Annotated in this window: 18 protein-coding genes; 6 read left to right on the top strand and 12 right to left on the bottom strand. The window is 65.8% G+C overall.

Annotated elements, in window-relative coordinates; translation table 11 throughout:
- Positions 1-295: 295 nt before the first annotated feature.
- Positions 296-3307, top strand: coding sequence for an insulinase family protein (locus tag H6A21_RS06880; RefSeq protein ID WP_204561768.1), 3012 nt, complete (start codon positions 296-298; stop codon positions 3305-3307).
- Between the two features lie 107 nt (positions 3308-3414).
- Here H6A21_RS06880 and H6A21_RS06875 read toward each other — a convergent pair whose 3' ends face one another.
- Positions 3415-4551: a 5-methyltetrahydropteroyltriglutamate--homocysteine S-methyltransferase gene (locus H6A21_RS06875; protein ID WP_204561765.1), complete on the bottom strand. Its 1137-nt coding sequence runs from the start codon at positions 4549-4551 to the stop codon at positions 3415-3417.
- Positions 4552-5401: 850 nt separating this feature from the next.
- Between H6A21_RS06875 and H6A21_RS06870 the strand changes: the two genes are divergently transcribed.
- Both H6A21_RS06870 and H6A21_RS06865 read left to right on the top strand, forming a co-directional pair.
- Entirely contained in the window at positions 5402-5929 is a 528-nt protein-coding gene (locus H6A21_RS06870) for a DNA-deoxyinosine glycosylase (protein WP_204561762.1), read from the top strand.
- The gene (locus tag H6A21_RS06865; RefSeq protein ID WP_204561759.1) at positions 5926-6528 is read left to right on the top strand and encodes a 5-formyltetrahydrofolate cyclo-ligase; all 603 of its coding nucleotides are present in this window, start codon (positions 5926-5928) and stop codon (positions 6526-6528) included. The genes H6A21_RS06870 and H6A21_RS06865 overlap by 4 nt, the downstream gene beginning before the upstream one ends.
- Positions 6529-6561: 33 nt before the next feature.
- Here the strand turns inward: H6A21_RS06865 and metA are convergent, their stop codons facing one another.
- Positions 6562-7488, bottom strand: a complete 927-nt coding sequence (gene metA / locus H6A21_RS06860; protein WP_204561756.1) for a homoserine O-acetyltransferase MetA — start codon at positions 7486-7488, stop codon at positions 6562-6564.
- Positions 7489-7568: 80 nt separating this feature from the next.
- Complete coding sequence (locus H6A21_RS06855) at positions 7569-9587, bottom strand: RecQ family ATP-dependent DNA helicase (RefSeq protein ID WP_204561754.1); 2019 nt, start codon at positions 9585-9587, stop codon at positions 7569-7571.
- 206 nt (positions 9588-9793) lie between these two features.
- Between H6A21_RS06855 and H6A21_RS06850 the strand changes: the two genes are divergently transcribed.
- Positions 9794-10789 (top strand): YitT family protein, encoded by a 996-nt coding sequence (locus H6A21_RS06850; protein WP_204561751.1) that lies wholly within the window; start codon positions 9794-9796, stop codon positions 10787-10789.
- Between the two features lie 311 nt (positions 10790-11100).
- Here H6A21_RS06850 and H6A21_RS06845 read toward each other — a convergent pair whose 3' ends face one another.
- The 8 genes from H6A21_RS06845 to H6A21_RS06810 form a co-directional block, all read right to left on the bottom strand.
- Positions 11101-11820: a GntR family transcriptional regulator gene (locus tag H6A21_RS06845; RefSeq protein ID WP_204561748.1), complete on the bottom strand. Its 720-nt coding sequence runs from the start codon at positions 11818-11820 to the stop codon at positions 11101-11103.
- 57 nt (positions 11821-11877) lie between these two features.
- Positions 11878-12531, bottom strand: coding sequence for an HAD family hydrolase (locus H6A21_RS06840; RefSeq protein ID WP_204561746.1), 654 nt, complete (start codon positions 12529-12531; stop codon positions 11878-11880).
- 93 nt (positions 12532-12624) lie between these two features.
- Positions 12625-13608: an SIS domain-containing protein gene (locus H6A21_RS06835; protein ID WP_239462716.1), complete on the bottom strand. Its 984-nt coding sequence runs from the start codon at positions 13606-13608 to the stop codon at positions 12625-12627.
- Between the two features lie 130 nt (positions 13609-13738).
- Positions 13739-14572: a PTS system mannose/fructose/sorbose family transporter subunit IID gene (locus H6A21_RS06830; RefSeq protein ID WP_342636077.1), complete on the bottom strand. Its 834-nt coding sequence runs from the start codon at positions 14570-14572 to the stop codon at positions 13739-13741.
- 13 nt (positions 14573-14585) lie between these two features.
- Complete coding sequence (locus tag H6A21_RS06825) at positions 14586-15386, bottom strand: PTS mannose/fructose/sorbose/N-acetylgalactosamine transporter subunit IIC (RefSeq protein ID WP_204561739.1); 801 nt, start codon at positions 15384-15386, stop codon at positions 14586-14588.
- Between the two features lie 102 nt (positions 15387-15488).
- Positions 15489-16424: a PTS mannose/fructose/sorbose transporter subunit IIAB gene (locus H6A21_RS06820; RefSeq protein WP_204561735.1), complete on the bottom strand. Its 936-nt coding sequence runs from the start codon at positions 16422-16424 to the stop codon at positions 15489-15491.
- 262 nt (positions 16425-16686) lie between these two features.
- Positions 16687-17727: a DMT family transporter gene (locus tag H6A21_RS06815; protein ID WP_204561733.1), complete on the bottom strand. Its 1041-nt coding sequence runs from the start codon at positions 17725-17727 to the stop codon at positions 16687-16689.
- A gap of 175 nt (positions 17728-17902) precedes the next feature.
- Complete coding sequence (locus tag H6A21_RS06810; RefSeq protein WP_204561730.1) at positions 17903-18895, bottom strand: SIS domain-containing protein; 993 nt, start codon at positions 18893-18895, stop codon at positions 17903-17905.
- Positions 18896-19109: 214 nt separating this feature from the next.
- Here H6A21_RS06810 and H6A21_RS06805 point away from each other — a divergent pair, with 214 nt between their 5' ends.
- Both H6A21_RS06805 and H6A21_RS06800 read left to right on the top strand, forming a co-directional pair.
- Positions 19110-19832 carry a GntR family transcriptional regulator gene (locus tag H6A21_RS06805; RefSeq protein ID WP_204561728.1) on the top strand — a complete coding sequence of 241 codons (723 nt, stop codon included), beginning with the start codon at positions 19110-19112 and terminating at the stop codon, positions 19830-19832.
- A gap of 95 nt (positions 19833-19927) precedes the next feature.
- Positions 19928-21046, top strand: a complete 1119-nt coding sequence (locus H6A21_RS06800; protein ID WP_204561725.1) for a YitT family protein — start codon at positions 19928-19930, stop codon at positions 21044-21046.
- A gap of 102 nt (positions 21047-21148) precedes the next feature.
- Here H6A21_RS06800 and mfd read toward each other — a convergent pair whose 3' ends face one another.
- Complete coding sequence (gene mfd / locus H6A21_RS06795) at positions 21149-24736, bottom strand: transcription-repair coupling factor (protein WP_204561723.1); 3588 nt, start codon at positions 24734-24736, stop codon at positions 21149-21151.
- Between the last annotated feature and the right edge of the window lie 188 nt (positions 24737-24924).

Genomic DNA, 24924 nt, shown 5'->3' with positions numbered 1-24924 from the left:
CGCGTCGACCTTTCCGCCGGACAGCGTCCCGACCCGTCTACCTTATCGAAGAAGTTCGCAGCTCGATAGGCACATTCGGCATAATTCGGCAGCGGTGTGCGCACCACTGCGGCCCGCTGTAGCGTCCCCTCGGCAAACAGCCTTGCGCGAACCGGGAGGACCACTGCGCCTCGATAAACTGAACACAAGCGCCGGCCGCCACAACTCATATCGAGACGGCGGCCATGCGGGTAAGATACAGAGTTGTACGCCACAGGCGCCTGCGCGCCGTCTGATCCATCGCAAGGAGTCACCTATGTCCGAACCCACCGGGGCCTCCCCCGCACCCGCGGCCGCGTCCTCCGCCCGCTCGCGCGCACGCGCGCTCATCTCCGCCCAGCCTCAGCTGCACGGCTTTGTCCTCGAGCGCACCGATGCGGTCGCCGAGCTCGACGCCGACGCCTACGTGATGCGCCACACCGCATCCGGCGCCCGCCTGCTCTACCTCGCCTGCGAGGACGAGAACAAGGCCTTCTCCATCGGCTTCAAGACGCCCCCGGCCGACGACACCGGCGTGTTCCACATCCTCGAGCACTCGGTGCTCTGCGGCTCGGCGCGCTTCCCGTTGAAGGAGCCGTTCGTCGACCTCATCAAGAGCTCCATGCAGACGTTTCTGAACGCCATGACCTATCCTGACAAGACGGTCTACCCCGTAGCCACGACCAACGGGCAGGATCTTTTGAACCTCATGGACGTCTACATGGACGCCGTGCTGAACCCCGCCATCTACCGCAAGAAGGCCATCTTCGAGCAGGAGGGCTGGCACCTCGAGGTCGACGACGACGAGGCGGCGACGCTCCATTACAACGGCGTCGTCTTCAACGAGATGAAAGGTGCCCTCTCCGATCCGAGCGACGTCTTGAACAACGCCGTCATGCGCGCGCTGTTCCCCGACACCGCCTACGCGTTCGAGTCGGGCGGCAACCCCCGCGCCATCCCCACGCTCACCTACGAGCACTTCCTCGACACCCATGCGCGCCACTACAACCTGGCGAACAGCTACATCGTGCTGTACGGCGACCTCGACGCCGACCGCGTGCTCGGCTTTCTGGACGAGCGCTACCTCTCCGATGCCGCCCGCGCCGAGGCCGACGCGGCCAAGCGAGCCGCCGGCACGTTCGTGGAGCGCCCGGGCGCGCCGAACCCCCTGCGCCTGCAGGCGCCCGTGCGCTGCGAGTACGAGAGCGTGCGCATGGCGACGACGCCCGAGAACGCACAGGTGGGCATGGCCTACGTCATCGGCACCGCGGCAGACCGCAAGCGGGTGCTCGCCGCGGACATCCTGTTCGACGCGCTGCTCGGCTCCAACGAGGCACCGGTCAAGAAGGCCATCCTCGCCGCGGGTCTCGGCGGCAACGTGCTGAGCTACACCGAGGCCGCCTGCCTTCAGCCCTATGAGCTCATCATCCTGCAGGGAGCAGCCCCCGAGAGCGCCCGGGCGCTGCGCCAGGTAATCGAGGACGAGTGCCGCCATCTCGTTGAGGAGGGCATCCCGCGCGACCGGCTCGAAGCGGTGATCTCGAGCGAGGAGTACGCGCTGCGCCAGCGCGACTACGGCATCGCCGACGGCGTGGCCATCGCCTGCGATTTGCTCTCCACCTGGCTCTACGACGACGATGCCGCAACGGATGCCCTCTTCTACGAGCCCGTCTACGCCGAACTGCGCCGCGAGCTTTCCGGCACGTACTTTGAGGACCTGCTGCGCGAGCTTGTGCTCGACAGCCATCACAGCGCCCTCGTGGAGCTGATTCCCGAGGCGGAAAACGCCTCCGAGGACCCCGAGACGATCGAGCTCGCCCGTCTGCGCGCACGCATGTCCGATGACGACCTGGCCGCGGTGCGCGCCGAGGTGGCCGCCCTACGCGCCGCCCAGGAGGCCGAGGACGCGCCCGAGGCCAAAGCGACCCTGCCGCGCCTGCACGTGTCCGACATCGGCCCGGCACGCCCCGAGCCGCCGCTCACCCTCGACACGCGGACCCCGCTGCCGTGCCTTGCCCACGATATCCCGACGCACCGCCTCGCCTACCTGCTGGTCTACTTCGACCTCACGCACGTGAGCTATACCGAGCTGCCCTACGTGTCCATCCTCGCCCGCCTCATGAAGCAGCTGGGCACCACCGAGCACAGTGCGGCGGAACTCGATAGCCTCATCACCTCGAACCTCGGTTTTCTTGCCTTCTCGCCCGAGGTGATGGCCCAGCCCAACTGGAAGCTCGCGCGCCCCGTCCTCACCGTGGCGGCCGGCGCCCTCTCCGAGAAGCTCGACGAGCTCGCATCCATTCCGGCCGAGGTGTGGGGCAAGACCGTCTTCGACGACACCGAGCGCATCCGCGACGTGCTCACCCAGATGCGTATCGGCATGGAGCAGGACTTCATCACGGCCGGCCATCAGGCGGCACTCAAGCGCTCCTGGTCCTACGTCTCCCCGGCGGGCGTGGTGTCCGAGAACCTCTCGGGCGTGGACTTCTACCGCTTCCTGCGCGAGCTGCTCGAGCACTTCGACGAGCGCGCAGACGAGCTCGTGGCGAAGCTCGGTGAGCTGCAGCAGCGCATCTTCACCTCCACGGGAACCGTCGCGAGCTTCACCGGTAGCGCCGAGGACTACGAGCGCTTCTGGGCGGCCGCGGGCACCATGGGACTCGGGCCCCGGACCGCACCCGCCAAGGAGCTCTACGTGCCCATGCCCGAACCCAAGCGCGAGGCCTTCATCATCCCGAGCGACATCTGCTACGTCGCCAAGACCGCCGACCCGCGCGCCATGGGCATCTCCATGGACGGCACGTGGAGCGTCGCGTCGACGGTGCTCTCCTTCGACTTCCTCTGGAACGAGATCCGCGTGAAGGGCGGTGCCTACGGATGCGGGTTCCGCGCCGCCAACAACCGCCAGCTCGCCTTCTACACCTACCGCGACCCGGCGATCGACCCCTCCATCGAGCGCATCGCCGAGGCGGGCGCGTGGCTTGCCGGCTTCGATCCCGACCCGCAGTCGTTCGAGGGATTCATCGTGTCGTGCGTCGCCGGCCACGATGCACCTGTGAAGCCCTATGCGCTCACGCGCCGGCAGAACATCGAGTACTTCACGAAGCGTCCCGTCCATTGGCGCGAGCAGCTGCGCGAGGAGATGCTTGCCACCACGCCCGAGAAGCTGCGGGCGCTCGGCGAGACCATCGGACGCGTCGCCGAGGAGGCGCCCCTGTGCGTCTTCGGCGGACGCGAGGTCATCGAGCGCAGCAACGCCGGACTGAAGCCGGTGGATTTGCTGGGCTAGCACGACGCACACGACAAGCCAAAGCGGCGGCCGCCCCGGGATGCGCTCCCGGGGCGGCCGCCGCTCTCATATATATGTTTGCCGGCGCCCGGCGACAGGCAGGTCCGCTACCCCCAGACCTCAGCCGCCACCCGCTGAACGAGGTCGATCTTTTCCCACTGCTCGTCCTCCGTCAGCTTGTTGCCCTCCTCCGTCGAGGCGAAACCGCACTGCGGCGAGAGGCACAGACGGTCGAGCGGCACGAAGCGGGACGCCTCCTCGATGCGGCGACGCAGCAGCTCCTCGTCCTCGAGCCCCGGCTCCTTCGAGGTGACAAGGCCCAGCACCACGTACGCCTCGGGATGCACATGAGCAAGCGGCTCGAACCCGCCGGCGCGCGGCGTGTCGAACTCGAGGTAGAACGCGCTCACGTTCTCGTGCGCGAACAAATAGGGCGCCACCGGCTCGTAGCCGCCCGAGAACGCGTAGGTGGAATGGTAGTTGCCGCGGCACACGTGCGTCGTCACGACGAGGTCGGCAGGAAGCCCTTCGATGGCCGCGTTGTTGAGCTCCACGCCCAGACGTCCGGTGCGTGCGAGGTCGTCCTCGGTCAGCCCCGCCTTCTCGATGAAGGTGCGGTCGCAGTAGATGCCCCAGGTGCAGTCGTCGAACTGGACGTTGCGGCAGCCGGCATCGTACAGGTCGAGCAGCACCGTACGATAGGCCGCCGCCAGGGCATCCGCCAGCTCCTCGTCGGTGGCGTACACCGCCCGCAGGCTCTCGATGCCGCCGTCGACGCGCCCGAGCGTGACCTCCGAGAACGTCTGGATGGGCGCCGGGATCGTCTGGCGCGCCACCTGCCCAGCGCCTGCGAGCGCCGCGACGAACTTGAAATGCTCGACGAACGGATGGTTCTCGCCCGAGATCGGACCGCACACGACCGCGGTATCTGCACGGGTCTCCTCATCGTGGAACTGGTAGCCCTCGCGTGCGCTTGCGCGCTCGATGCCCTGCAGCCCCCACATGAAGTCGAGATGCCAGTAGCTGCGGCGGAACTCGCCATCGGTCACGACCTTGAGACCGTGCGCGGTCTGCTTGGCGACGAGGTCGCGGATCGCCTCGTCCTCGACGACGCAGAGCGCCGCGGCGTCGATCGTACCCGCCTCGAAGTCGGCGCGGGCGCGCTTGAGCGCCTCGGGCCGCAGGAAGCTGCCGACGATGTCGGCGCGAAACGGGGCGTTGGTGCGGGTGGTGAAGCTGGACATGGTGACTCCTATCGATATGGAAACAAATACGGCGTCGAACGCGCCGCGAGGCGCGACAGCGCGAAATGAAAAGATGTGATGTGCAGCGATGCGACGCGCGCGCTCAGCTGTCGCCGGCGGATGGCCCTTGTATCGAGGAGGCTCAGCGCACATCAGGTGCTCACTCTTTCCGGTATTAGGTCCCCGATATGGCGCCCCGCTAAAAGACGCCTCCGTCCGAAGCGCGCCACCTGGGCTTTTTCACATCGATGAGCCACCGACAAGCCGGGCTCATGCTGCAGCAAACCTAATAGTGAAAATACGGAGCAACGCGACGCCATGAAGCGACCGCTCGCACATCGAGCACATCCCCGGCGCACGGCGCGGCGGGGTGCAGTTCTCCCGGACGCGGGGCGGCCAGCCCGATGCGCCCGGTCGCACGACTATGCGCAGCGCAGCGGGACCCTACCCCCATGTAGCGGCCGGGAGCTGGGCATTCGCATCGGCATCATGCTCATAGCAGCCCGAATCGCCGTCTGCATGGAAGCTCCCCCTCTCCGCGTATCGCATCCTTGAAATCTGCCTACTGGGTAGGTTGGATTGCATCATAGCGATGGCCGAAAGATCGGTCAACCGGAATGCCGAATACTTGTTGGACCGAAATCCCCCTGAGCGCACACCGCGACCGCGGCGCTCCGGATACGCATGTGCCTGTGACCTGCGCAAAGAGAGACGCCGGCACGAGCGAGCGCGGCGAGGCGGGACGCCCTCTGAACCAGTTTTTTCGTTTCGAACATGTTGCACGCCCGTTGCCGGAGCGTGAGAGAATGAGACGACGGCAGGCGGCAGGCAAGCACAGAAAGGCAGGCACATGGAAGCTCAGCGGGTGATTCACACCATCGATCCGGTCTTCGACGGGCGCTCGCACGTGCTCGTCCTGGGCACCATGCCCTCCCCCGCCTCCCGGCAGGTCGGCTTCTACTACGGACATCCGCAGAACCGCTTCTGGCGCGTGATGGAGCGCCTGTTCGGCCGTGCCGACCACACGCTGCAGGATAACGACGACCGCATCGCCTTCCTGTTGAGCGAGCGCATCGCGCTCTGGGATGTGCTGGCATCCTGCTCCATCGAGGGCGCCTCGGATGCGAGCATCGCCGACCCGGCACCCAACGACCTCACGCGCATCCTCGACGCCGCGCCGATCAAGCGCGTGTTCACCACCGGCGGCACGGCCGCCAAGCTCTGCCGCCGCTTCGACGGCGCGCTGCTGCGCGAGCGCGGCATCGAGCACATCGCCCTGCCCTCGACGAGCGCCGCCAATGCCCGCATGCGCCTCGATGACCTGGTAGCCGCCTACCGGCCGCTCTACGACGCACTCCATGAGGATGGGGGCCGATGATGACGGCGCACGACAAAGCGACCATGCGCGCACGCGTGCTGCAGGCGCGCGACGCGCTGCCGTTCGCCTGCCGGCAAGCGGCCTCACAGCGCATCTGCACGCAGCTGATGCAGGTTCTGGCGGACCTTCCCTCGGCGGCGCGTCACACCGTCGCGGTGTATGCCGCGATGCGCTCGGAGGTCGACCTCGATACGTTCATTCTCGCCGCCTTTAACTGCGGCTGCCGGGTTGCCTTCCCCTGCATGCAGGTGTCAGGCGCCCGTCACGCCATGCGCATGCGCGCGGTCTCCGAGCAGGAGTATCGCAGCAAGACGGTGCCGTTTATCAACCATCCGGTAGCGGCCCTTGAACCTACCGCCGCGCTCGACGCGCGCTACCCCGTCGTCGCCCCCGCAGATATCGGCCTTATCGTCGTGCCGCTCGTGGCATTCGACGCGCGCGGTCAGCGCTTGGGGTATGGGGGCGGCAACTACGACCGCTACCTGCCGCAGATATCCCCTGAAAGCGAGATCGTCGGCGTCGCCTTCGCCGCGCAGCAGGTCGACCGGGTGCCCACCGAGCCGCACGACCACCCGCTGCCGCGCATCATCAGCGCGTAGGGGCGCGGGGCGCCGCGACCGGGCGCGTCGCGCCTATTTCGTGCCGCCAGCCTGGCGGATGTCGTAGGGCGTGGTCTGGTAGACGTAGTAGTTCAGCCAGTTGGTGTAGAGCAGCTGGGCCTGCGCGCGCCAGGTGTTGAGCGGCTCGCGGGCGGGGTCGTCATCCGGGAAGTAGTTCTCGGGGATCTCCGGGTCGATACCGCGCTTCACGTCGCGCTCATACTCGAGCTTGAGCGTGTCCGCATCGTACTCGGGATGCCCGAACACGAAGAAGCGCCGGCTGTCCGTCGACTTCACGATATAGAGGCCCACCTCGTCGGAGACCGCGATGACCTCGAGCTCGGGCACGGCCTCCACGTCCTCGCGGCGCACCTCGGTGTTGCGCGAGTGGACGGCGAAGAACCGGTCGTCCAGGCCGCGGACCAGCGGGCTCGACGGCTTCACGAGCCTATGCTCGAACACGCCGGACGCCTTCTTGGGCAAATCGTGCTTATCGATGCCGTAATGGAAGTACAGGCCCGCCTGCGCGCCCCAGCAGATGTGCAACGTGGAGTGCACGTGGGTCGTGGACCACGCCATGATGTCGCAGAGCTCGGGCCAGTAGTCGACCTGCTCGAAGGGCATCTGCTCGACCGGAGCCCCGGTGATGATCAGGCCGTCGTAGTGCCGGTCGCGCACCTCGTCGAACGTGCGGTAGAACGTCTCGAGGTGGCTTGCCGCCACGTGCGTCGCCTCGTGGCTCTTCGTGCGCATCAGCTCGACCTCGATCTGCAGCGGGGTGTTCGAGAGCTTGCGCATGATCTGCGTCTCCGTGGCGATCTTGGTGGGCATGAGGTTCAAGATCAGCACATGCAGCGGACGGATGTCCTGGTGGATGGCGCGGAACTCGGTCATCACGAAGATGTTTTCGCCCTTGAGCGTCTCGGTGGCAGGCAGGGCATCGGGTATGCGGATGGGCACGGCTTTCCCTCCTCGCACGGTGGCAGATGCCCATCCATTGTAGCGTGATGCGACGTAGCGAGCGCAACCGGAAGGAGGCATCACGCCTCCGGCGCGCGCTCCTCCTCGAAGCGGGCGATCTCGGCGATGAATGCGTCGCCGAAGTCCTCGACCTTCTTCTCGCCGATGCCCGGTACCTCGAGCAGCTCCTCGCGCGTCGCCGGCCGCTGACGGCACATGCCGCGCAGCGCCTTGTCCGAGCAGATCATGTAGGGCGCCCACTGGCGCTCGAGCGCAAACTCACGACGCAGCTCGCGCAGCCGCTCGAACAGGTCGGCATCGTCGCCCACATGCGGACGGCGCGTCGTCGGCATGCCCGCCTGGGCCGGTGCGATCCCCGCCGCCTCGTCGCGCAGAAGATCGACCGCTCGCTGGACGCGCGCCCGGCCTCTCGCCTTCGACGCCCGCCGCTTCATCGTGAACCCGAACGGGCTGTCGGGCGCCTCAGCAATCGCCTCGACCGCATGCGGGCCGAGCCCCACCACCGGGTACTGCCCCTGCGACTGGACAAGGTACCCGCGGCCGATCAGCTGGCCGATCACGTCCTTGATGCGCCCGGTCGGCTCGTGGGAAAGCGAGCCGTAACCCGCCACGTCGTCCAGATGGTAGTTCCGGATGCGCTCGTTGTTCGCGCCGTGAAGCGCCTCGGCCACGAGTGCCCGGCCGAACCGGCCGCCGGAATCGCGCACGAACAGCACCGCCGCGCGCGCGATGTCGGTGACGTCCTCGGTCTCGTAGGGCGTCGTGCAGTTTGAGCACCGGCCGCATCCGCCCTCGGCGTCCTCGCCGGGCACGCGCTCCACGCCGAGCGCGCCCTCGTCGCCGAAATAGCGCAGGATGTAGCCGCGCAGGCAGCCCGTCGTCTGGCAGTAGCCCTCCATGGCGTTGAGCAGCCGATAGCGGTTCTGCCGGGCGAACTCCGCCGCCTCGGGGTCGCGCGCGGCCCCCTCGAACTCGCGGTCGATCAGATAGCGACGCAGGCGGAAGTCGTTGCCGTTCCAGAGCAGATAGCACGCAGCCGGGTCGCCGTCGCGGCCGGCGCGCCCCGCCTCCTGGTAGTAGGCCTCGATGCTCTCGGGCACGTTGTTGTGGATGACATAGCGCACGTTCGGCTTGTCGATACCCATGCCGAACGCGTTCGTGGCGACGATGACGGGCGCCGCGTCGTTGATGAAGGCCACCTGGTTCTCGGTGCGGTCGGGCTGCGACATGCCCGCGTGGTAGCGCGCCACGTGGATGCCCACCGGCTCGAGCGCGTGTGCAAGCTTGAGGTAGAGTTCGTCGACCGCCTTGCGCGTCGAGCAGTACACGATGCCGCTCTCGTCGGCATGCGTGAGGGCGTAATCGCGAATCCAGGCCGCCTTCGCCGTATCACCCATCTCCTCCACACTGAAAAAGAGGTTCTCGCGGTCGAAACCGGTCACGACGGTCTCGGGCCGCCGCAGGCCCAGCGCGCGCACGATATCGGCGCGCACGCGCTCGGTCGCCGTCGCGGTGAAGGCCGCGACCACGGGGCGGCAGGGCAGCGCCTCGATGAAGGCGGCGATATCGAGGTAGGAGGGCCTGAAATCCTGGCCCCACTGGGAGATGCAGTGCGCCTCGTCGACCGCCACGAGCGGCACGCCGATGCCGCCCTCGGCCGCCGCTGCCTGCGCAAAGCTCAAAAACCGCGGCTCGAGCAGGCGCTCGGGCGCCACGTACATGATCTGGTACCAACCCTCGCGCGCACGCTTGAGCACAGTGTTCTGCTGGGCGGGGGTCAGCGACGAGTTGAGATAGCTCGGGCGGGCGCCGGCTGCCTTGAGCGCGCGAACCTGGTCGCCCATCAGCGAGACGAGCGGGCTCACCACGAAGGTGATGCCCGGCAGCATGAGCGCGGGCACCTGGTAGCAGATCGACTTGCCCGCGCCGGTGGGCATGACGCCGAGCGCATCGCGGCCCGAGATGATCGCCTGCACGAGGCGCTCCTGCCCCGGTCGGAACGAATCGTAGCCGAAATAGCGCGAGAGCGCCTCGCGCGCGCCGTCCATCGTGCGCTCGAACGTATCCGCCTGCTCCATCGCTCGCCCCCATCCCACATGCATGGCCGCGCTGTCCGTCGGCCCCGTTATCGCGGCAGATTATACGCCTTTGTCCCAACAGGCCCCGATTGTCCGGTGGGTACAATCCCATCAGGTGCGCATCGGCTGCGAGCAGCCGCTCTCGAAGCGGATGCGCCCCATGCTAGAATCGGCGCAACACCCGCCTGCAGGCAAGGAGGCTCCCCGTGGATCCCACCGGAACCCTTTCAGATCGCGCGCTCGAGCTCGCGCGGCTCACCGTCGTGCGCCGCATCATCACCGCCGTCGCCGTCACGGCGTCGGCGCTGCTGCAGACCTTTGTCATCCAGGCGTTCGTCAACCCCGCCGACCTGCTGCCCAGCGGCTTCACGGGCATCGCCGTGCTCGTCGACCGCATCACGTCGCTTGCAGGCGTGCGCATCGACACCTCGCTCGGCATGCTCGCGCTCAACATCCCGGTGGCGCTTCTGTGCTGGAAAACCATCAGCCACCGCTTCGTCGTCTTCTCGATGCTGCAGGTCGTCCTCTCGTCGCTCTTCCTGCAGATCTTCCACTTCGAGCCCCTGCTCGACGACAAGATCATGCTCGTGATCTTCGGCGGCTTCCTGTCGGGCATCTCCATCGCGCTCGCGCTCAAGGCGGGCGCGTCCACCGGCGGCACCGACTTCATCGCGCTATTGGTGTCGAACCGGACCGGCAAGACCATCTGGGGATTCGTGTTCGCCGGCAACTGCGCGATCCTCGTGATCTTCGGCGCCATGTTCGGCTGGGACAACGCCGCCTACGCCATCGTGTTCCAGTTCATCTCGACCAAGTCGATCGACAGCTTCTACCACCGCTACGAGCGCGTGACGCTGCAGGTCACGACGCGCCATGCCGACGAGATCATGACCGCCTACGTCCAGAGTTTCCAGCACGGCATCAGCTGCGCCGAGATCATCGGCGGCTACAGCCGCGAAAAGATGTACCTGCTGCACGCCGTCGTCTCGACCTATGAGGCGGAAGACGTTATCCGCCTCATGCGCACGATCGATCCCGACGTCGTGGTGAATATCTTCCATACCGACAACTTCATCGGCGGCTGGTGGCACGGGCACGTGGACGAGCCGGTCCCCACCGCCGTGCCCGACCCGGACAAGCTGTCGCCGCGCTCCTCGGCCATGCGCCAACGCGGCGCACTGCTGCAGGACGACGGGCGTTAAAACCCGCCGTTCGGACCCGCGCGCCCCGGACGGCCAACACGCCGAGGAGGCTGCCCGACCGACCTCTGCTCCCCATTTCCAGTATTAGGCGGCTGCTGCGGCATCGCGCATCAAAGCTGCCAGCGATGCGCTTTCCCATCAGGGCTTTCGCGCTTCGTCAGCCGGGTGGGGAGCCTGCCCCACCCGGCTGCTAACCCAATACCGCAAATACATGGCAGCGCAGCGCCGCCGGGCAGCCGCCCGACCAGGCGCCTGCCCGGCACGTCCCCCATGTCGCAAACAAAAGCGATCGATCGCGCCAGAAAAGGTGCCTACAGCACGAACCGGTAGCGGCTGCCCACGTAGTACTGGCGGCCGAAGCACACCGGATCGCCGTGCTCATCGGCAAACCCGACGTTCAAAAACAGCAGCGGGTCGTTCGTCGTGATCGCCAGGCGGCTCGCCTGCTCGGAGGTGGCGCGCACGGCCTCCACGGTGCGAAACGACGTCTGGACCGGACGCTTACCGCCCACCTCGGTGATCGTTTCGAACAGCGAAACGTCCTCGAGCGAGCGCGTCAGCAGCTCCTGGTAGCCCTCGTAGGGCAAAAACACGTTCTCCTCGAAAATCGGCTGGCCGTCGGCCGTGCGCACGCGCTGGATATAGAGCAGCAGCGCGTCGGCGTCGAGCCTGAAGAACTCCGCCTCGTCGGGGCGCGCCGGCACGATCTGCCGGTCGATCACGTGCGCGCCTGCGCGCATACCGCCCTCGGCGCATACCCGGGTGAAGCTCTGCGCGACACCCGTCTGCAGCAGGTGCCGGTTGATGTGCGGCGTGCTCACGAACGTCCCGCGCCCTTGATGTTTCACGAGATAGCCCGCGGCACACAGTTCCTCGATGGCGCGCCGGACCGTGATGCGGCTCACGCCGTATTTCTGCGACAGCTCGGGCTCCGACGGAATCTTCTCCTTCGGCGCGTAGTCGCCACGGTCGATCTCGGCTTTAATCTCCCCGAAGATCTGCTGGTATAGCGGGGTCACTCGTTCAGCCAACGCGGTTGTCCTATCCTATCGAACAAAACTGTGTATTGCATTTTTAATCATACCCTGTTACCGGTATTCCGAAAGCCGGGCCCCCTCGGTCTCATCCAGAATCTCCGTCAACGAACCGATTATTCGGTCAGCACCGGATTGATCGAGCACCACGCCCTCGTGCGGCCGCAGCGCAAGCACCCGCGCGCCCGCCCGGCGCCCCGCCTCGATACCGAGCGGCGAGTCCTCGATGACCAGCGATTCCTCCGGCGCGACGCCGAGCGCCTCCATCGCACGCACGTAGATCTCCGGGTCGGGCTTGAACGCCGAGCATTCGTGCCCGCTGATCGTGAAGTCGAGCACGTCGCCCAAGCCCGCGATGTCCACAAGCTCGTCGATAAGCTCGCGGTACGACGAGCTCGCGATGGCGAGCTTCACGCCCCGCTCGTGCAGCGCGCGCATCACCGGGGCGGCGTCGCGGTTCAAAAGCTCCTCGTAGGGCACGGGATGGTCCTTCTGGTAGGCGGAATACCCCAGGCGAAGCTCCTCGCGCCGCACCGGGTCGTCGGGCACGAAATACTCCCAGATGGCCTTCTCGTTCGATCCCGACAGGTCGGGGATCTCGTCGAATGTAAATCCCTTCGTCTCGAGGTATGCCACGCGCCGACGGTTGTAGAACCATTCCGTGTCGACGAGCACCCCGTCCATATCAAAGAGAACCGCGCGGATCATCGTTCCTCCTCAATCGAAAAAGGGGGCGGGCCGATCGGGCCCGTCCCCCTCTCACTAGCTGTCGAGTCGCTGTGCAGGCATCTGCCCGATACCTTAGTAGGTGAGCTTCCACATGTAGCGACGCTTGGTCAGCGGGTGCTGGCGGGCGTCGGCCAGGTGCTCGGCGTACACGCGCATGACGGCGGTGTGCACGATCGGGTTGAAGTAGGTGGCGACGCTTGCGGGCACGCAGCCGGACAGACCGAAGTCCTTGGCGTCGATCACCAGGTAGCGAGCGTCGAAGCGCTGCAGGAAGGTGAGGGCGCGGGCGTCCATGGAACGGGTGGCGCCATCGGCCATGAACAGCACGAAGTTGTGCTTGTCGTCGGTCAGCTCGAACGGGCCGTGGAAGTACTCGCCGGAGTTGAAGTTACCGGAGTTAATCCACTGCATCTCCATCATGAGGAACAGGGAGGTGGAGTAGGCGACCTTCTCGCTCGCGCCGGAGGCGAGGAAGTGGATGCAGTCGTCGTCCTTGTGAGCCTGGGCCCAAGCCTCTGCGTCCTTGCCCACCGACTGGGCGGCGTTCTCGGCGCACTCGAACACGTGCGCAAAGCCCTCGAGCATCTCGTCGTAGTGCTCATAGCCCTCGGTCTGCTGCAGGATCTCGAGCGCGACGGCGATGGCGTAGCCCATCTTCTCGGTCTTGGCGGCGTAGTTGGCCTCGAAGCCGTGGACGATCACATGGTCGACGCCCTTGGTGAGCGCGGAGCCGGCAGCGTGGGTGATGGCGACCACGGGGGCGCCGGCGGCCTTGGCGGTCTTGTTGGCCTCGACCGTCTCAGGCGTGCTGCCGCCGAGCGAGCAGGTGATCACGAACGTGTTGGGGCCGAGCCAGCTCGGGGTGTCGTAGTTGAACTCGTTGGCGGTGAAGATCTGCACGTTCAGCTTGTGGGTGTTGTTGGCGAGGAAGTACTTCGCAGGATACAGCTCGGACATGGAGGCACCGCAGCCCACGAAGGCGACGCTGTCGATGTCGTGCTTGGAGAGAACGTCGGCGACGATCTCCTTGGGCAGGTTCATGTCGATCTCGTACATGGAAAACATTCCTTTCTTTTGTGAGCGCCCGTCACATTGCCGGACTGGCGCACGAACAACGGGTGAAAAGGGCGCGGCGGACGTCGGCGTGCAGGCGTGCCGCCGCGCAACAGGAAGTGGGGGTCTCGCTTTAGGCCAGGATGCCGAGCGCGGAGAGGATGACGCCGCCGACGATGGCGATGACGAGCAGCCAACCGGTCTTGACGCCGCGCTTGATGAGCCAGTACATGATGCCGGTAAGCGCCAGCGGGATCATCTGGGGCATGATGGAGTCGAGGATGTCCTGGATGACGAGGGTGCCGTCGGAGAAGGTGGCCGGGGTCGTGGCGCCGATCAGGGTGGCGATCATGCCGCCCACGGCCATGAGGCCGACGATACCGCAGACGTACATGACCTTGTCCATCATGTTGCCGCTCTGGAGCTTCTGCAGGTACTGATGGCCGCCCTGGTAGCCGAGCTTGGCCGCGAACCAGGTGATGAGGACCGACGGGATGATGGAGATGACCATCGCGAGCACCGGGCCGAGCACCGAGCCCTGCTGGGCGAGCTGGACGCCCAGGCCGAAGGCGATGACGCGGATGGTGCCCTGGAAGAACGAGTCGCCGACGCCGGACAGCGGGCCCATGAGGGAGGTCTTGACCGCGTTGATGGAATCGGGATCCATGCTCGTGGGATCCTCAGCGTAGTTCTCCTCCATGGAGGCCGAAAGGCCGAGGACGAAGGCGCTCGTCTGCGGGGTGCAGTTGTAGAACGCCATATGGCGGCGGTACGCTTCCTTCTTGCGCTCAAGCTGCTTGGGGTCGGACTCATCCGGATAGCAGCGGTCGAGCGTGGGCACGAGGCCGTAGAGGAAGCCCATGTTCATCTGGCGTTCGTAGTTCCAGGAATCCTGAATGGCCCAGGAGCGCCAGAAGAACTGCCAGATCTTCTTACGAAGTGAAACGTCTTTCTTCGTGGTTGCCACAGGTATCTCCTCCTTACTCATCGTCGTCTTCGAGCGGATCGTAATCAGGGTCGACGGCACCCGCCGCGGCAAGCTGGCCGCCACCGAACTTGAAGCCCATGAGGATGACCGCCAGGATCACGCCGAAGATGGAGACCGCGATGACGGAGAGCCCCAGGTAGGAGGCGAGCATGAAGCCCAGGATGAGGAAGACCGTCATACCCTTGTTGATCATCATGGACAGCAGCAGGGCCAAGCCGTAGGCGGTAAGGATCTTGGAGGCGACGTTCAGGCCGTTGGTGAGCCAGTCGGGGATCATATCGACGACCGCCTGAACCACGTCGGTACCGGCGAAGACGGCGACGAAGATCGGGATGAAGTACATGAGCGAGTAGAGGACGGTGCCCCACACGATGTGCATGTGGTAGGCGCGCTTGAACTGGCCCGCCTCGATCGCGCTATCGGCGATGTGACCCAAGAACACGATGATGGAGCGGAACACGACGCCGAGGAGCTGGCCCAGGACGGCGACCGGGATGGCGATCGTCATGGCCGTCTCGGCGGAGGCGCCGGTCAGGCAGGCAAACGCGGAGGCAACGATGCCGCCGAGCACCATGTCGGGCGGCACGGCCGCGCCGACGCTCACCAGACCCATGCTGACGAGCTCGACCGCGGCGCCGACCGCAAGGCCGGTGGGCACATCGCCCAGAACCACGCCGACGAGCGTGGCGCCGATCAGGGGCTGCTCGAAGTTCAGACGACCGAGCAGGCGCGAATCGAGCATGCAGAACACGCCGACGAGGCCGACGAGGACTGCGCTTACGAGCGTATCCATACCTTCTCCTTTCATTGGTTGGATGCTCTGCACCCTGCGGGCAAGATGCGGCGGAATGGCCGCGCGGCGAAGTCGCCGCCGCCCGCACGGGACGTGCCAAAACTAGAACGAGGTGATATCCGTACGAGCCTGCGTGGGGGTCTGCTGCTCGTAGATCGTGATGCCCATGTCGAGGAGCTTCTGCGCGTCGGCGCACTCGGCGGCATCCAGGAAGACCGAGGAGTCCTTGCCGCCCACGGCGTGCGCCCCGTCATGGTTCGCGGCGGCGCCGAAGTTGATGGTCGGGAACTTGTAGGACTGGCAGAACTCGAGCATCTCGTGGACGTTGCCGAAGATGAACATGACGTTCTCGCCGAGCGTGTTGAGCTTGTCCATCTTGGCGAGCGCGCGCTCGACCGTGAACACGTTCAGGCGCACACCGGAGGGCTTTGCGAGCCTGAGGGCGCCCTTCTTGACCTCGTCGGTGGCAGCGGCGTTATCGACGACGATGATGCGTTGGGCGCCCACGGAGTTCACCCACGAGAACACGACCTGGCCGTGCAGCAGGCGGTAGTCGAGGCGCACAAGCACGATGTTCGCGGGGCCGGCGCCAGCCGTCGCGGCGGCCTTCTTGCCCTTCTTCGCCGGCGCGGCGAGCGCGCGCTCCTGCTCCTCGGACAAGGCGCAATTGCGCATACCGGAGCGCGCCTCGGCGATGAGGGACTGAAGCGCGGCGCCCGTGACGGGCTCGGGGCTGATGGCGAGCGAGAGCACGAGCGGCATGTTCATACCGCTGATGACGGTGATGCGCCCGTTCTTCTTCATGAGCTCGACCATCGAGTTGTTGACGCTGCTGCCCAGCATGTCGGTGCACACGTACACCGCATCGTCGGGCGCGAAGCCGGCGATCAGCTTCTCCACGTCGTTGGTGATGGGCTCCTTGTCGTCGCGGGCCAAGGAAACCACGTGGACGTTGGACACGTTGCCGAGAACCATCTCGAGCGTGTCGCGGGCTCCCGCTGCCAGCCCGCCGTGCGATGCCAGAATAATCTGATTCATCACGCCTCCTTTAAGTCGTTACGGTCATTATAGACGTCTTAGTCGTCACGTCTATAGTGTGTTAGCCTACCAAAGTGTTTGCTGGCATTTTTCTCCGTTCACGGCTCGTAACCAACCGTTTACCGCCGATGAGGGAATATTTCAGACGCATAAAGAGGTCATATCGGACCGGTAACAAACATGCCGAGACGCGTATGCATCCAACGGGATCGGCTAGGCGAGGGCTCGGATCCGCCACGCTCGGCGTGATGCGCACCGCGGCCTAGCGCGGCGCGAGCCACGCCTGCCAATCGGCGTCGTCGAGCAGGCGGCTGTAGGCGCAGGCCTTCTCGGCTCGCCACGCGCTCGCGTTGAAGCTCATCGCCTCGGACAGACGGCGCACGACCACCGAGGAACGCAGGGCGCGCACATCGACGTTCATGACCGCGATCGAGAGCAGCACCAGGCAGATGCCCACCGCCTTGATGGGACCCATGGGCTCCGCGTAGACGCAGATACCGACCAGCACGGTCGCGACGGTCTCGAACGACGCGACGACCGGCACCTTCGACGCCTCGAGGCCGAGTGCGAGACCGCCCATATACAGGATGTAGGCGAGCGCCGTCGGGATGAGACCGAACCCCGCGAGCACGAGCAGGGCATGCGGGCTTGCGGATGCAGCGATATCGCCCCAGGGGTACGCAAGGACGCCCATGGCCACCCCACCGAAGATGAAGCCGTACAGCGTGACCGCAAGGGAGTCCGCCCGTTCGGTCGCCATCTTGCTGAAGACCGCCAGCAGCGCCCCGAGCAGGCCCGCCACCACGCCGACTGCGATGCCGTACGCGTTGAAACCAAGGCGCGACAGGTCTCCCTCCGTGGCCACGAACACGCATCCGGCCACGTTGAACATCACCGCGGCGACCTTGTTCGCCACGATGCGCTCGCGGTAGAGCACGCGCCCCAGCAGACAGCCGAAGACCGGAGAGGTGTAGAGCAGCACCGACGCCGTGGACATGCCCACGCAGCGCATCGACTCGTAGTACGCGCAGTTCGCACACGCCAGACCGAAGACACCCACCAGCACACAGCACGCAAGCGACTTCCCATCGATGCGAAAGGCCGCAAGCGGATCGCCCTTGGGGCCGCGCGCCCCGCGCACAAGCAGCACCGGCACCATACACACCGCGCCCGCGAGCAAGCGCAGCGCCGCGATGCTCACCGACGTCATCCCCGCCGCAGACAGCTCGTTGACGAAGATGCCGATGCAGCCCCACATGAGCGCCGCTGCCAGGACCATGAGGTAACCCTTGTTCGCCCCCATCTGATTCACCCCTCCTTTAGGTATGTATCGTTATAGTCGTTATATACCTTTTATGAGGCGTGAACAACACCTTCGTGTACGATGCGCACGGCGCGGGGACTTTGGAGCATGCGGCGCGGGCACCCCGGCCCGCGCGCACCTGGGACTGAGAGGCCCGTCCTCTCGAAACTCCGCCTTAGTAGGCGACCTTCCACATGTAGCGGCGCGTCATATAGTCCTTGTGCGTCACATGGGACAGCGCGCGCATGTAGACGTTGTTCAGGATGGGCGAGAAGATCAAGTGGTTGAAGTACTCCGAGACGCTATCCGGCAGGTCGTTAAGGCCGAGCTCCTTGCCGTCGAGCACGTAGACGCGCTCGCCGCCGTACTGCTCCAAAAAGTTCAGCGCGCGCTCGTCGGCCGGGCGGCAACGGCCGACACCCATGAGGATGAACACCGACGTGCGGCGATCGAGGATCTCGAAGGGACCGTGGAAAAAGTCGCAACTGTTCGTCGTCACCGCATCGATCTGGAGCATCTCCTGGATGTTGCAGATCGAAAAGACGTAGGCCGCACCGAACACGGGACCGCTCGCCATGACGTTGATGGTGGGGCGGTCGGCATTGCGCTGCGCCCACGTGTCGGCAAGCGGCTGGCAGTAGTCGAAGGCTCGGCGGTAGATGGGATCAATAAGGTCGAAGGCGGCCATGGCCTCCTCGTAGTGCGCGTAGCCCTCGGTCTGCTGGACGAGTTCCATGGCGATCATGGTCACCACGGCGGAGTTGGTGATGCCCATGTCGCTCTCGTCCACCGCGAGGCTGTCGTAGCGCACGCGGTAGTCGCACACCTCGGTCAGATCCGACTCGTCCACATACACCGCGATCGTCGTCGCGCCGTGCGCCTTGGCCACGCGCGCCGCCTCGATGGTCTCGGCCGTGCCGCGCATCGACACCACGACGGCAAGGGTGCGCGCACCCACATAGGAGGGCATGGCGAACACGAACTCGTTGCTCGTGTAGGCCGCCGAGGCGACGGCGTGCGCCTCGTGCTCCATGAAGTACTGGGCAGGATAGTTGCCGCCGTTCGAGCCGCCCGCACCGATCCAGACGACGCGCTCGATGCCGCCCGTCTCCTGCTTGGTCTCAAGAATCTGGCTGATGATGTCGCGAACTTGTTCCTTAGTTGTCATTGTATCTCCCAGTCTATTTGCGATTGACTCGCTCGATTAGATATAAGTTAGATATAAGTTGTTTCACACATATGTGCAAATCCGTATGGATGAACGGTTTGTTTTATCCAGTAAACGGTAGCCGTTCTCAGATATCGGCGATACTGCGCGCACCCGCCCTCCCTTGGCTACAATAGATGCAGCCAAGTGCGATATAAGTTTGGATCAAGACAGCATGAATGTACGGACATCGACAACACAGCCCCTCTACGACGAGCTCGCGCATATCCTGCGCGAGCGGATCCTGACGGGAACCTATCCGCCCGGCTCGAAGATTCCCTCCGAGTCCCAGCTCATGGAGGACACCGGCCTTTCCCGCAGCACGGTACGCCACGCGCTCGACGTGCTGGTCGACGAGGGGCTTCTCACCAAGAAGCAGGGCCAGGGCGCCTTTGTGCCCGACACCCCCGCCATCGACACGGCCAGCCCGGCATTCACGAGCTTCACCGCCGAGATGGAAAAGCGCGGGAACGCGGTCACGACGCGTACCGTGGATGCCGGCCCCGCCGCCGCCCCGCACGCCGTCGCCTCGTTTCTCGGGACGGACGACCAGGGCACGCTCATCAAGATCATGCGCCTGCGCTACGTGGACGGCGAGCCGTTCAGCCTCGAATCCACCTATCTCCCCGCTTCGTTTTCCGACATCGTCGAGATGGACCTCTCCCGCTCTCTTCACGCCATCCTGCGCGAGGCGTACCGGCGCGAGCCCGCGCGCGGCCACAAGACGTTCGAGGTCTGTCTCGCCACGCAAAACGAGGCGTTTCTGCTCGATGTGGAGAAGGGCGCCCCGCTCATGCTCGTCACCGATTACGTATGCAACGCGGACGCGCAGCCGCTCTACGTCTCGAAGCGCGTCATGAGAACCGATCGCGCGAAGTACATCGAACCGATCGGATAGGGTGCATCGCCACCGATCCACCGCATCCGATGACATCGGCGGCAGCGCTCGCTATACTGCGGCGTCGAACACAAGCCACCGAGGAAGGACAGGAAATGGGTGCCCGCGAACAAGATCGTGGAATCGAGCAGATCAAGCGGCTGGGGCGCTACGTGTTTGTCCGCCGATTCGTCACGCTCTGCTGTGTTTTCATGTCGGCGCTGTTGCAGGCGTTCGTCATCCGCGTGTTCGTGAACCCCGCGAACCTGCTGTCGGGCGGGTTCACCGGCCTCGCCATCCTCATCGACCGCATCACGCAGCTGTTCGGCGTGAGCTTCCCCACCTCGCTCGGCATGATCGCGCTGAACGTGCCCGTCGCCCTGCTCGTATGGCGCAGCATCAGCAGGCGCTTCGTCATCTTCTCGATGCTGCAGGTATTCCTCGCGAGCGCCTTCCTCCAGTTCTGCCCCTTCGAGCCGCTGCTGAACAACACCATCCTGTGCGTGCTGTTCGGCGGGGTGCTGAACGGCATCGCCATCTCCGTCGCGCTGAAGAGCGGCGCGTCGACCGCCGGAACCGACTTTATCGCCCTCATGGTGTCCAACAAGACGGGGCGCACGATCTGGCAGCAGGTGTTCGTGTTCAACTGCATCATCCTGTGCATCTTCGGCACCATCTTCGGCTGGGAGCACGCCGCCTACTCCATCATCTTCCAGTTCCTGTCCACGAAGACCATCGACTCGTTCTACCGTCGCTACGAGCGCGTGACCCTCCAGATCACGACGGCGCACCCCGCAGAGATCCTCGAGGTCTACAACAAGACGTTTCACCACGGCTCGACATGCTTCGACGCCTACGGCGGGTACAGCGGCAACCCCATGACCTTCATCGTAAGCGTGATCTCATCGTATGAATGCGACGACGCCATCCGCCTGATCCGCCACATCGACCCGCACGCCGTGATCAACGTCACGAAATCCGAGGACTTCATCGGCAACTTCCACCGTGCGCCGGCCGACGAACCCCTGCCGACCGAGGTTGACGACACGCCGGACGTCGACCCCGTGATCGGGCTTGCCGACTCCCTCGCCGACAACCTGGCAGGCGCCATCCGCACCGGCGCCGAATATTCCGCGAGCAAGGCCAAGCGCGCTGAGCACAGCCTGCTTCAGGCGCCGAGCGAGGTCCGCCAAGCCGCCGAGACCGCCATCGAGCACCTCGAGCATCGCAAGTAGGCTCCCTTCGGGGCAGTTCGGTGCCACCCTGCGCCCGACTGGGCGCAGGGTGGCACCGAACTGCCCCGTCCCCGATGAGGACAGGCCGACTCGCCAGGTGCCCTACAGGTCGTCATCGCCCGAGGCGCCGAGCCGAATCAGGATCGCGAGCGCGGCGGCAACCACACCGGAGCCATTCTCACCGGTGTCAACGCCGCGGCCAACCCCGGACCCCGCACCGGCGCCCGCGCGCGCCGGCACCGTGAACTTGCGCGACTTGGGGTAGTTGATGGCGCCAAGCGCTCCCTTGAGCTCGAAGGCGACGGTCTTCGGCACATCGATACCCTGGTAGACGAGACGGCCCTGCGTGAGCGAAACGCTCTCGAGCCCAAGGTGCTCCGCGCGGATACGGATGCGCGCGCGGTCGAACAGGTTTCGCGCGGCGAGCGGCAACTCCCCGAAGCGCTCCTCGGTATCGTGCTGCAGCTCGTCCACTTCCGACAGAAGGCTCGCCGCCGCGAGCTTGCGGTAGATGAGCACACGCTGGTCCACCGCCGGCAGGTACTCCTCGTCCAGATAGAAGTCAGCCGGCAGGTTGATGGCAACACCCGCCTGCTCCAGGTCGGCACCGCCCTCGCCGCGCGCCTCGGCCACTGCCTGGCCCAGCATCTGCGTGAACAGATCGAAGCCCACGCTCGACAGGTTGCCGTGCTGCTCGGCGCCCACAAGCGAGCCCGCACCGCGGATCTCCAGGTCGCGCATGGCGATGCGCATGCCGCTGCCCAGATCCTGGAACTCCGACAGCGCGGTCAGGCGCTCGGTCGCCTCCTCGGTGAGCGGCATTTCGCCGGGGAACATGAAGTAGGCGTACGCCTGCGTGGCGGAGCGGCCCACGCGACCCTTGAGCTGGTAGAGCTGCGCCAAGCCGAGACGCTGCGAGTCCTCGATGATGAGCGTGTTCGTGCGCGGGTTGTCGATACCGCTCTCGATGATCGTCGTGGCCACGAGCACATCGACCGCACCGGTCGCGAACTGGACCATGACATCCTCCACCTCGCGCGCGCTCATCTTGCCGTGCGCCACGGCGACGCGCGCCTCGGGCACGACCTCGTGCACGCGATCGACCGCATCGTCAATGGTCTTCACGCGGTTGGACACGTAGTACACCTGCCCGCCGCGATCGAGCTCCAAGCGAATCGCCGCGCTCACCGTGTCGGGGTCGTACTCGCCCACGTGCACGATGACGGGGCGGCGCCCGGTCGGCGGCGTCGTGATGAGGCTCATGTCGCGCACGCCCGAGATGGCCATCTGCATGGTGCGCGGGATGGGAGTCGCCGACAGCGTGAGCACGTCGATCTGCTCGCGCAGGTTCTTCAGCTGCTCTTTGTGCTGCACGCCGAAGCGCTGCTCCTCGTCGATAATCACGAGGCCCAGATCATGCGGGTTGACGTCTGCCGACAGCAGCCGGTGCGTACCCACGAGCACGTCGACCTTGCCTTCCGCGAACGCAGCGAGGGCGCGCTTCTGCTGCGCTGGCGTGCGGAAACGCGAGAGCACCTCCACCTCCACGCCGAAGGGCGCGAAGCGCTCGAAGAACGTCTCGTAGTGCTGTTGCGCCAGAATCGTCGTGGGGCAAAGCACCATCACCTGCCGCCCGCCGTCAACGCACTTGAACGCCGCGCGCAGGGCGACCTCCGTCTTGCCGAAGCCGACGTCGCCGCACAGCAGGCGGTCCATGGGCTTCGTGCTCTCCATGTCGGCCTTGATGTCGGCGATGGCCTCGAGCTGGTCGCGCGTGGGCTCGTAGGGGAAGCTCTCCTCCATCTCGATCTGCTCGGGCGTATCGGGCCCGAAGGCGAAGCCGGTGATGGAGCTGCGGCGCGTATAGAGGTCGACGAGGTCGAACGCGAGCTTCTTGGCGCTTTTGCGCGCCTTGTTCGTCGCCCGGCTCCAATCGGCCGTGTTGAGGCGCGTAAGGCGCGGGTTCGCCCCGTCGGGGCCCACGTAGCGCGTGATGCGGTCGACCTGCTCGAGCGGCACGTAGAGCTTGTCGCCGCCGGCGTACTCCAGCAGGAAGTAGTCGCGTTCGCGGCCGGCGACCTCCTGGCGCACGATCTCGGAGAACAACGCGATGCCGTGCGTGGCGTGCACGACGTAATCGCCCGGCTTGAAGGGAAACGTCACCTCGGTGATGTCAACGCGGCGGCGCGGGGCGCGTCCGCGGCGGGCGTCCATGCGCGCGTTCAGGTCAGAGATGGAAAACACCGCCAGGTGGGCATCGGGAACCACCACGCCGGAGGGGATGGGCGCATCCACGAACGTCACGCGCCCGCGCGTGAGCGTCGGCACCGTGATGGCGGGTGCACCCGAGAGGTCCGCAGCGTTGAGCCGGTCCGCATCGCGCTTGAGCAGGGTCACCTTCACCTGCGTGTCGCCCGCCACCGCGCCACTGTTCTCCGGTGCGGCCTGCAGCGATTCCTCGAAGGGAATCGACTCGTCGGTAAACGAGAGCTCCACCGACTCGCGTGCGCCGCGGTCGGGGATGGCGAACGCCACCGCGAAACGGTTGTTCACGACCTCTTGGATACGCGAGATGAAGCGGTTGTCGGAACCGGCCAGTGCCGGCTGCTCGATCTTGAGCTCGGCGGTGACCGCGCCGCCCGCGCGGATGATGGACACGTACTGCAGGCGCTGCTGGCGGCCGAAATCGAGCTGCTGCGGACGCACATAGAGGCCGTCCAGGTGGCTCACCTTCGCCTCACCCGCCCGGCGCTCCAGGTCCTCGTAGGCGCGCGTGCAATCGTCGAACAGGCTGCGCGGCTCGGAGAGCACCACGAGGGTGTCGTCGCTCACGTGCGCAAGCGGGCTTGCCGTCGACTCGTACATGAGCGGCATGAAGCGATCGAGCTCGGGCGTGACGATGCGGGCGTTCACCATCTCGAGCAGCGCGGCAAGCTCGGTGTCGTTTTTCGCCGGCGCATAGAGCGCGGCGGAGATGCGCGAGACGGCGTCATCGGTCAGGGCGAGCTCGCGCACCGGGAAGATCCCGACGGACTCCTCGTCGCCGATGGTCTGCCCGGTGGAGCTCACCATGCGGCGGATGCGGTCAATCTCGTCGCCGAAGAACTCGATGCGCACGGGCGCGGCCGCCTGAGCGGGAAAGACGTCGACCGTGTCGCCGTGCACGCGGAAGAGACCTGGCACATCGGCCGCCTCGGAACTCGTGTAACCCATGCCCACGAGGCGCGCCGGCACCTCCTCATAAGGTAGCTCCTCCCCTACCGTGAACGTGGTCGAGGCCCAATAGCGGCTCTCGCGCGGCGGCACGCAGCGCAGCAGCGCGCGGGCAGAGGCGACCATGATGCAGGCCTCGCCGTTGGCGATGCGTCCGATGGCGGCGCAGCGGGCGGCCACGACCGCATCGTCGGGCTGGGTGTCCTTCCAGGGATAGTCGGTGCGCTCGGGGAACCGCGCCACGCGCTCGAGGCCCAGATAGGCGGCCAGCGAACGGGCGGCGCGATCGGCCGCCTCCTCGCCGGAGACGATGTAGACCATGGGCCGCGGGGTGCGGGCGAACTGCGCGGCGAGCATGAGGGTGCGGCCCGACTGCGACACGGCAAGCGTGGCGTCCTGACCGTCGGCCAGCGCGGCCTCGATGGTCTGGAGCGCGTCTGCGGTATAAAGCTGGGCGGCTATCCGGTGAATCAGCATGTTCGGTCTCCCGTATCCCTGGGTCACGCCGAAAACCCGCCCGGGATCTTCCCGGGCGGGTCAACGAATCAATCTTCTCGCGACATCGTACCGCACTTTCGCGGTGTCCTCATCGGGGACGGGGTAGTTCGGTGCCACCCTGCGCCCGGCCGGGCGCAGGGTGGCACCGAACTACCCCGTCCCCGATG

The organism is Collinsella tanakaei, assembly GCF_016902615.1.
Lineage (GTDB): Bacteria > Actinomycetota > Coriobacteriia > Coriobacteriales > Coriobacteriaceae > Collinsella > Collinsella tanakaei_A.
This window is presented reverse-complemented; position numbering and strand designations above follow the sequence as displayed.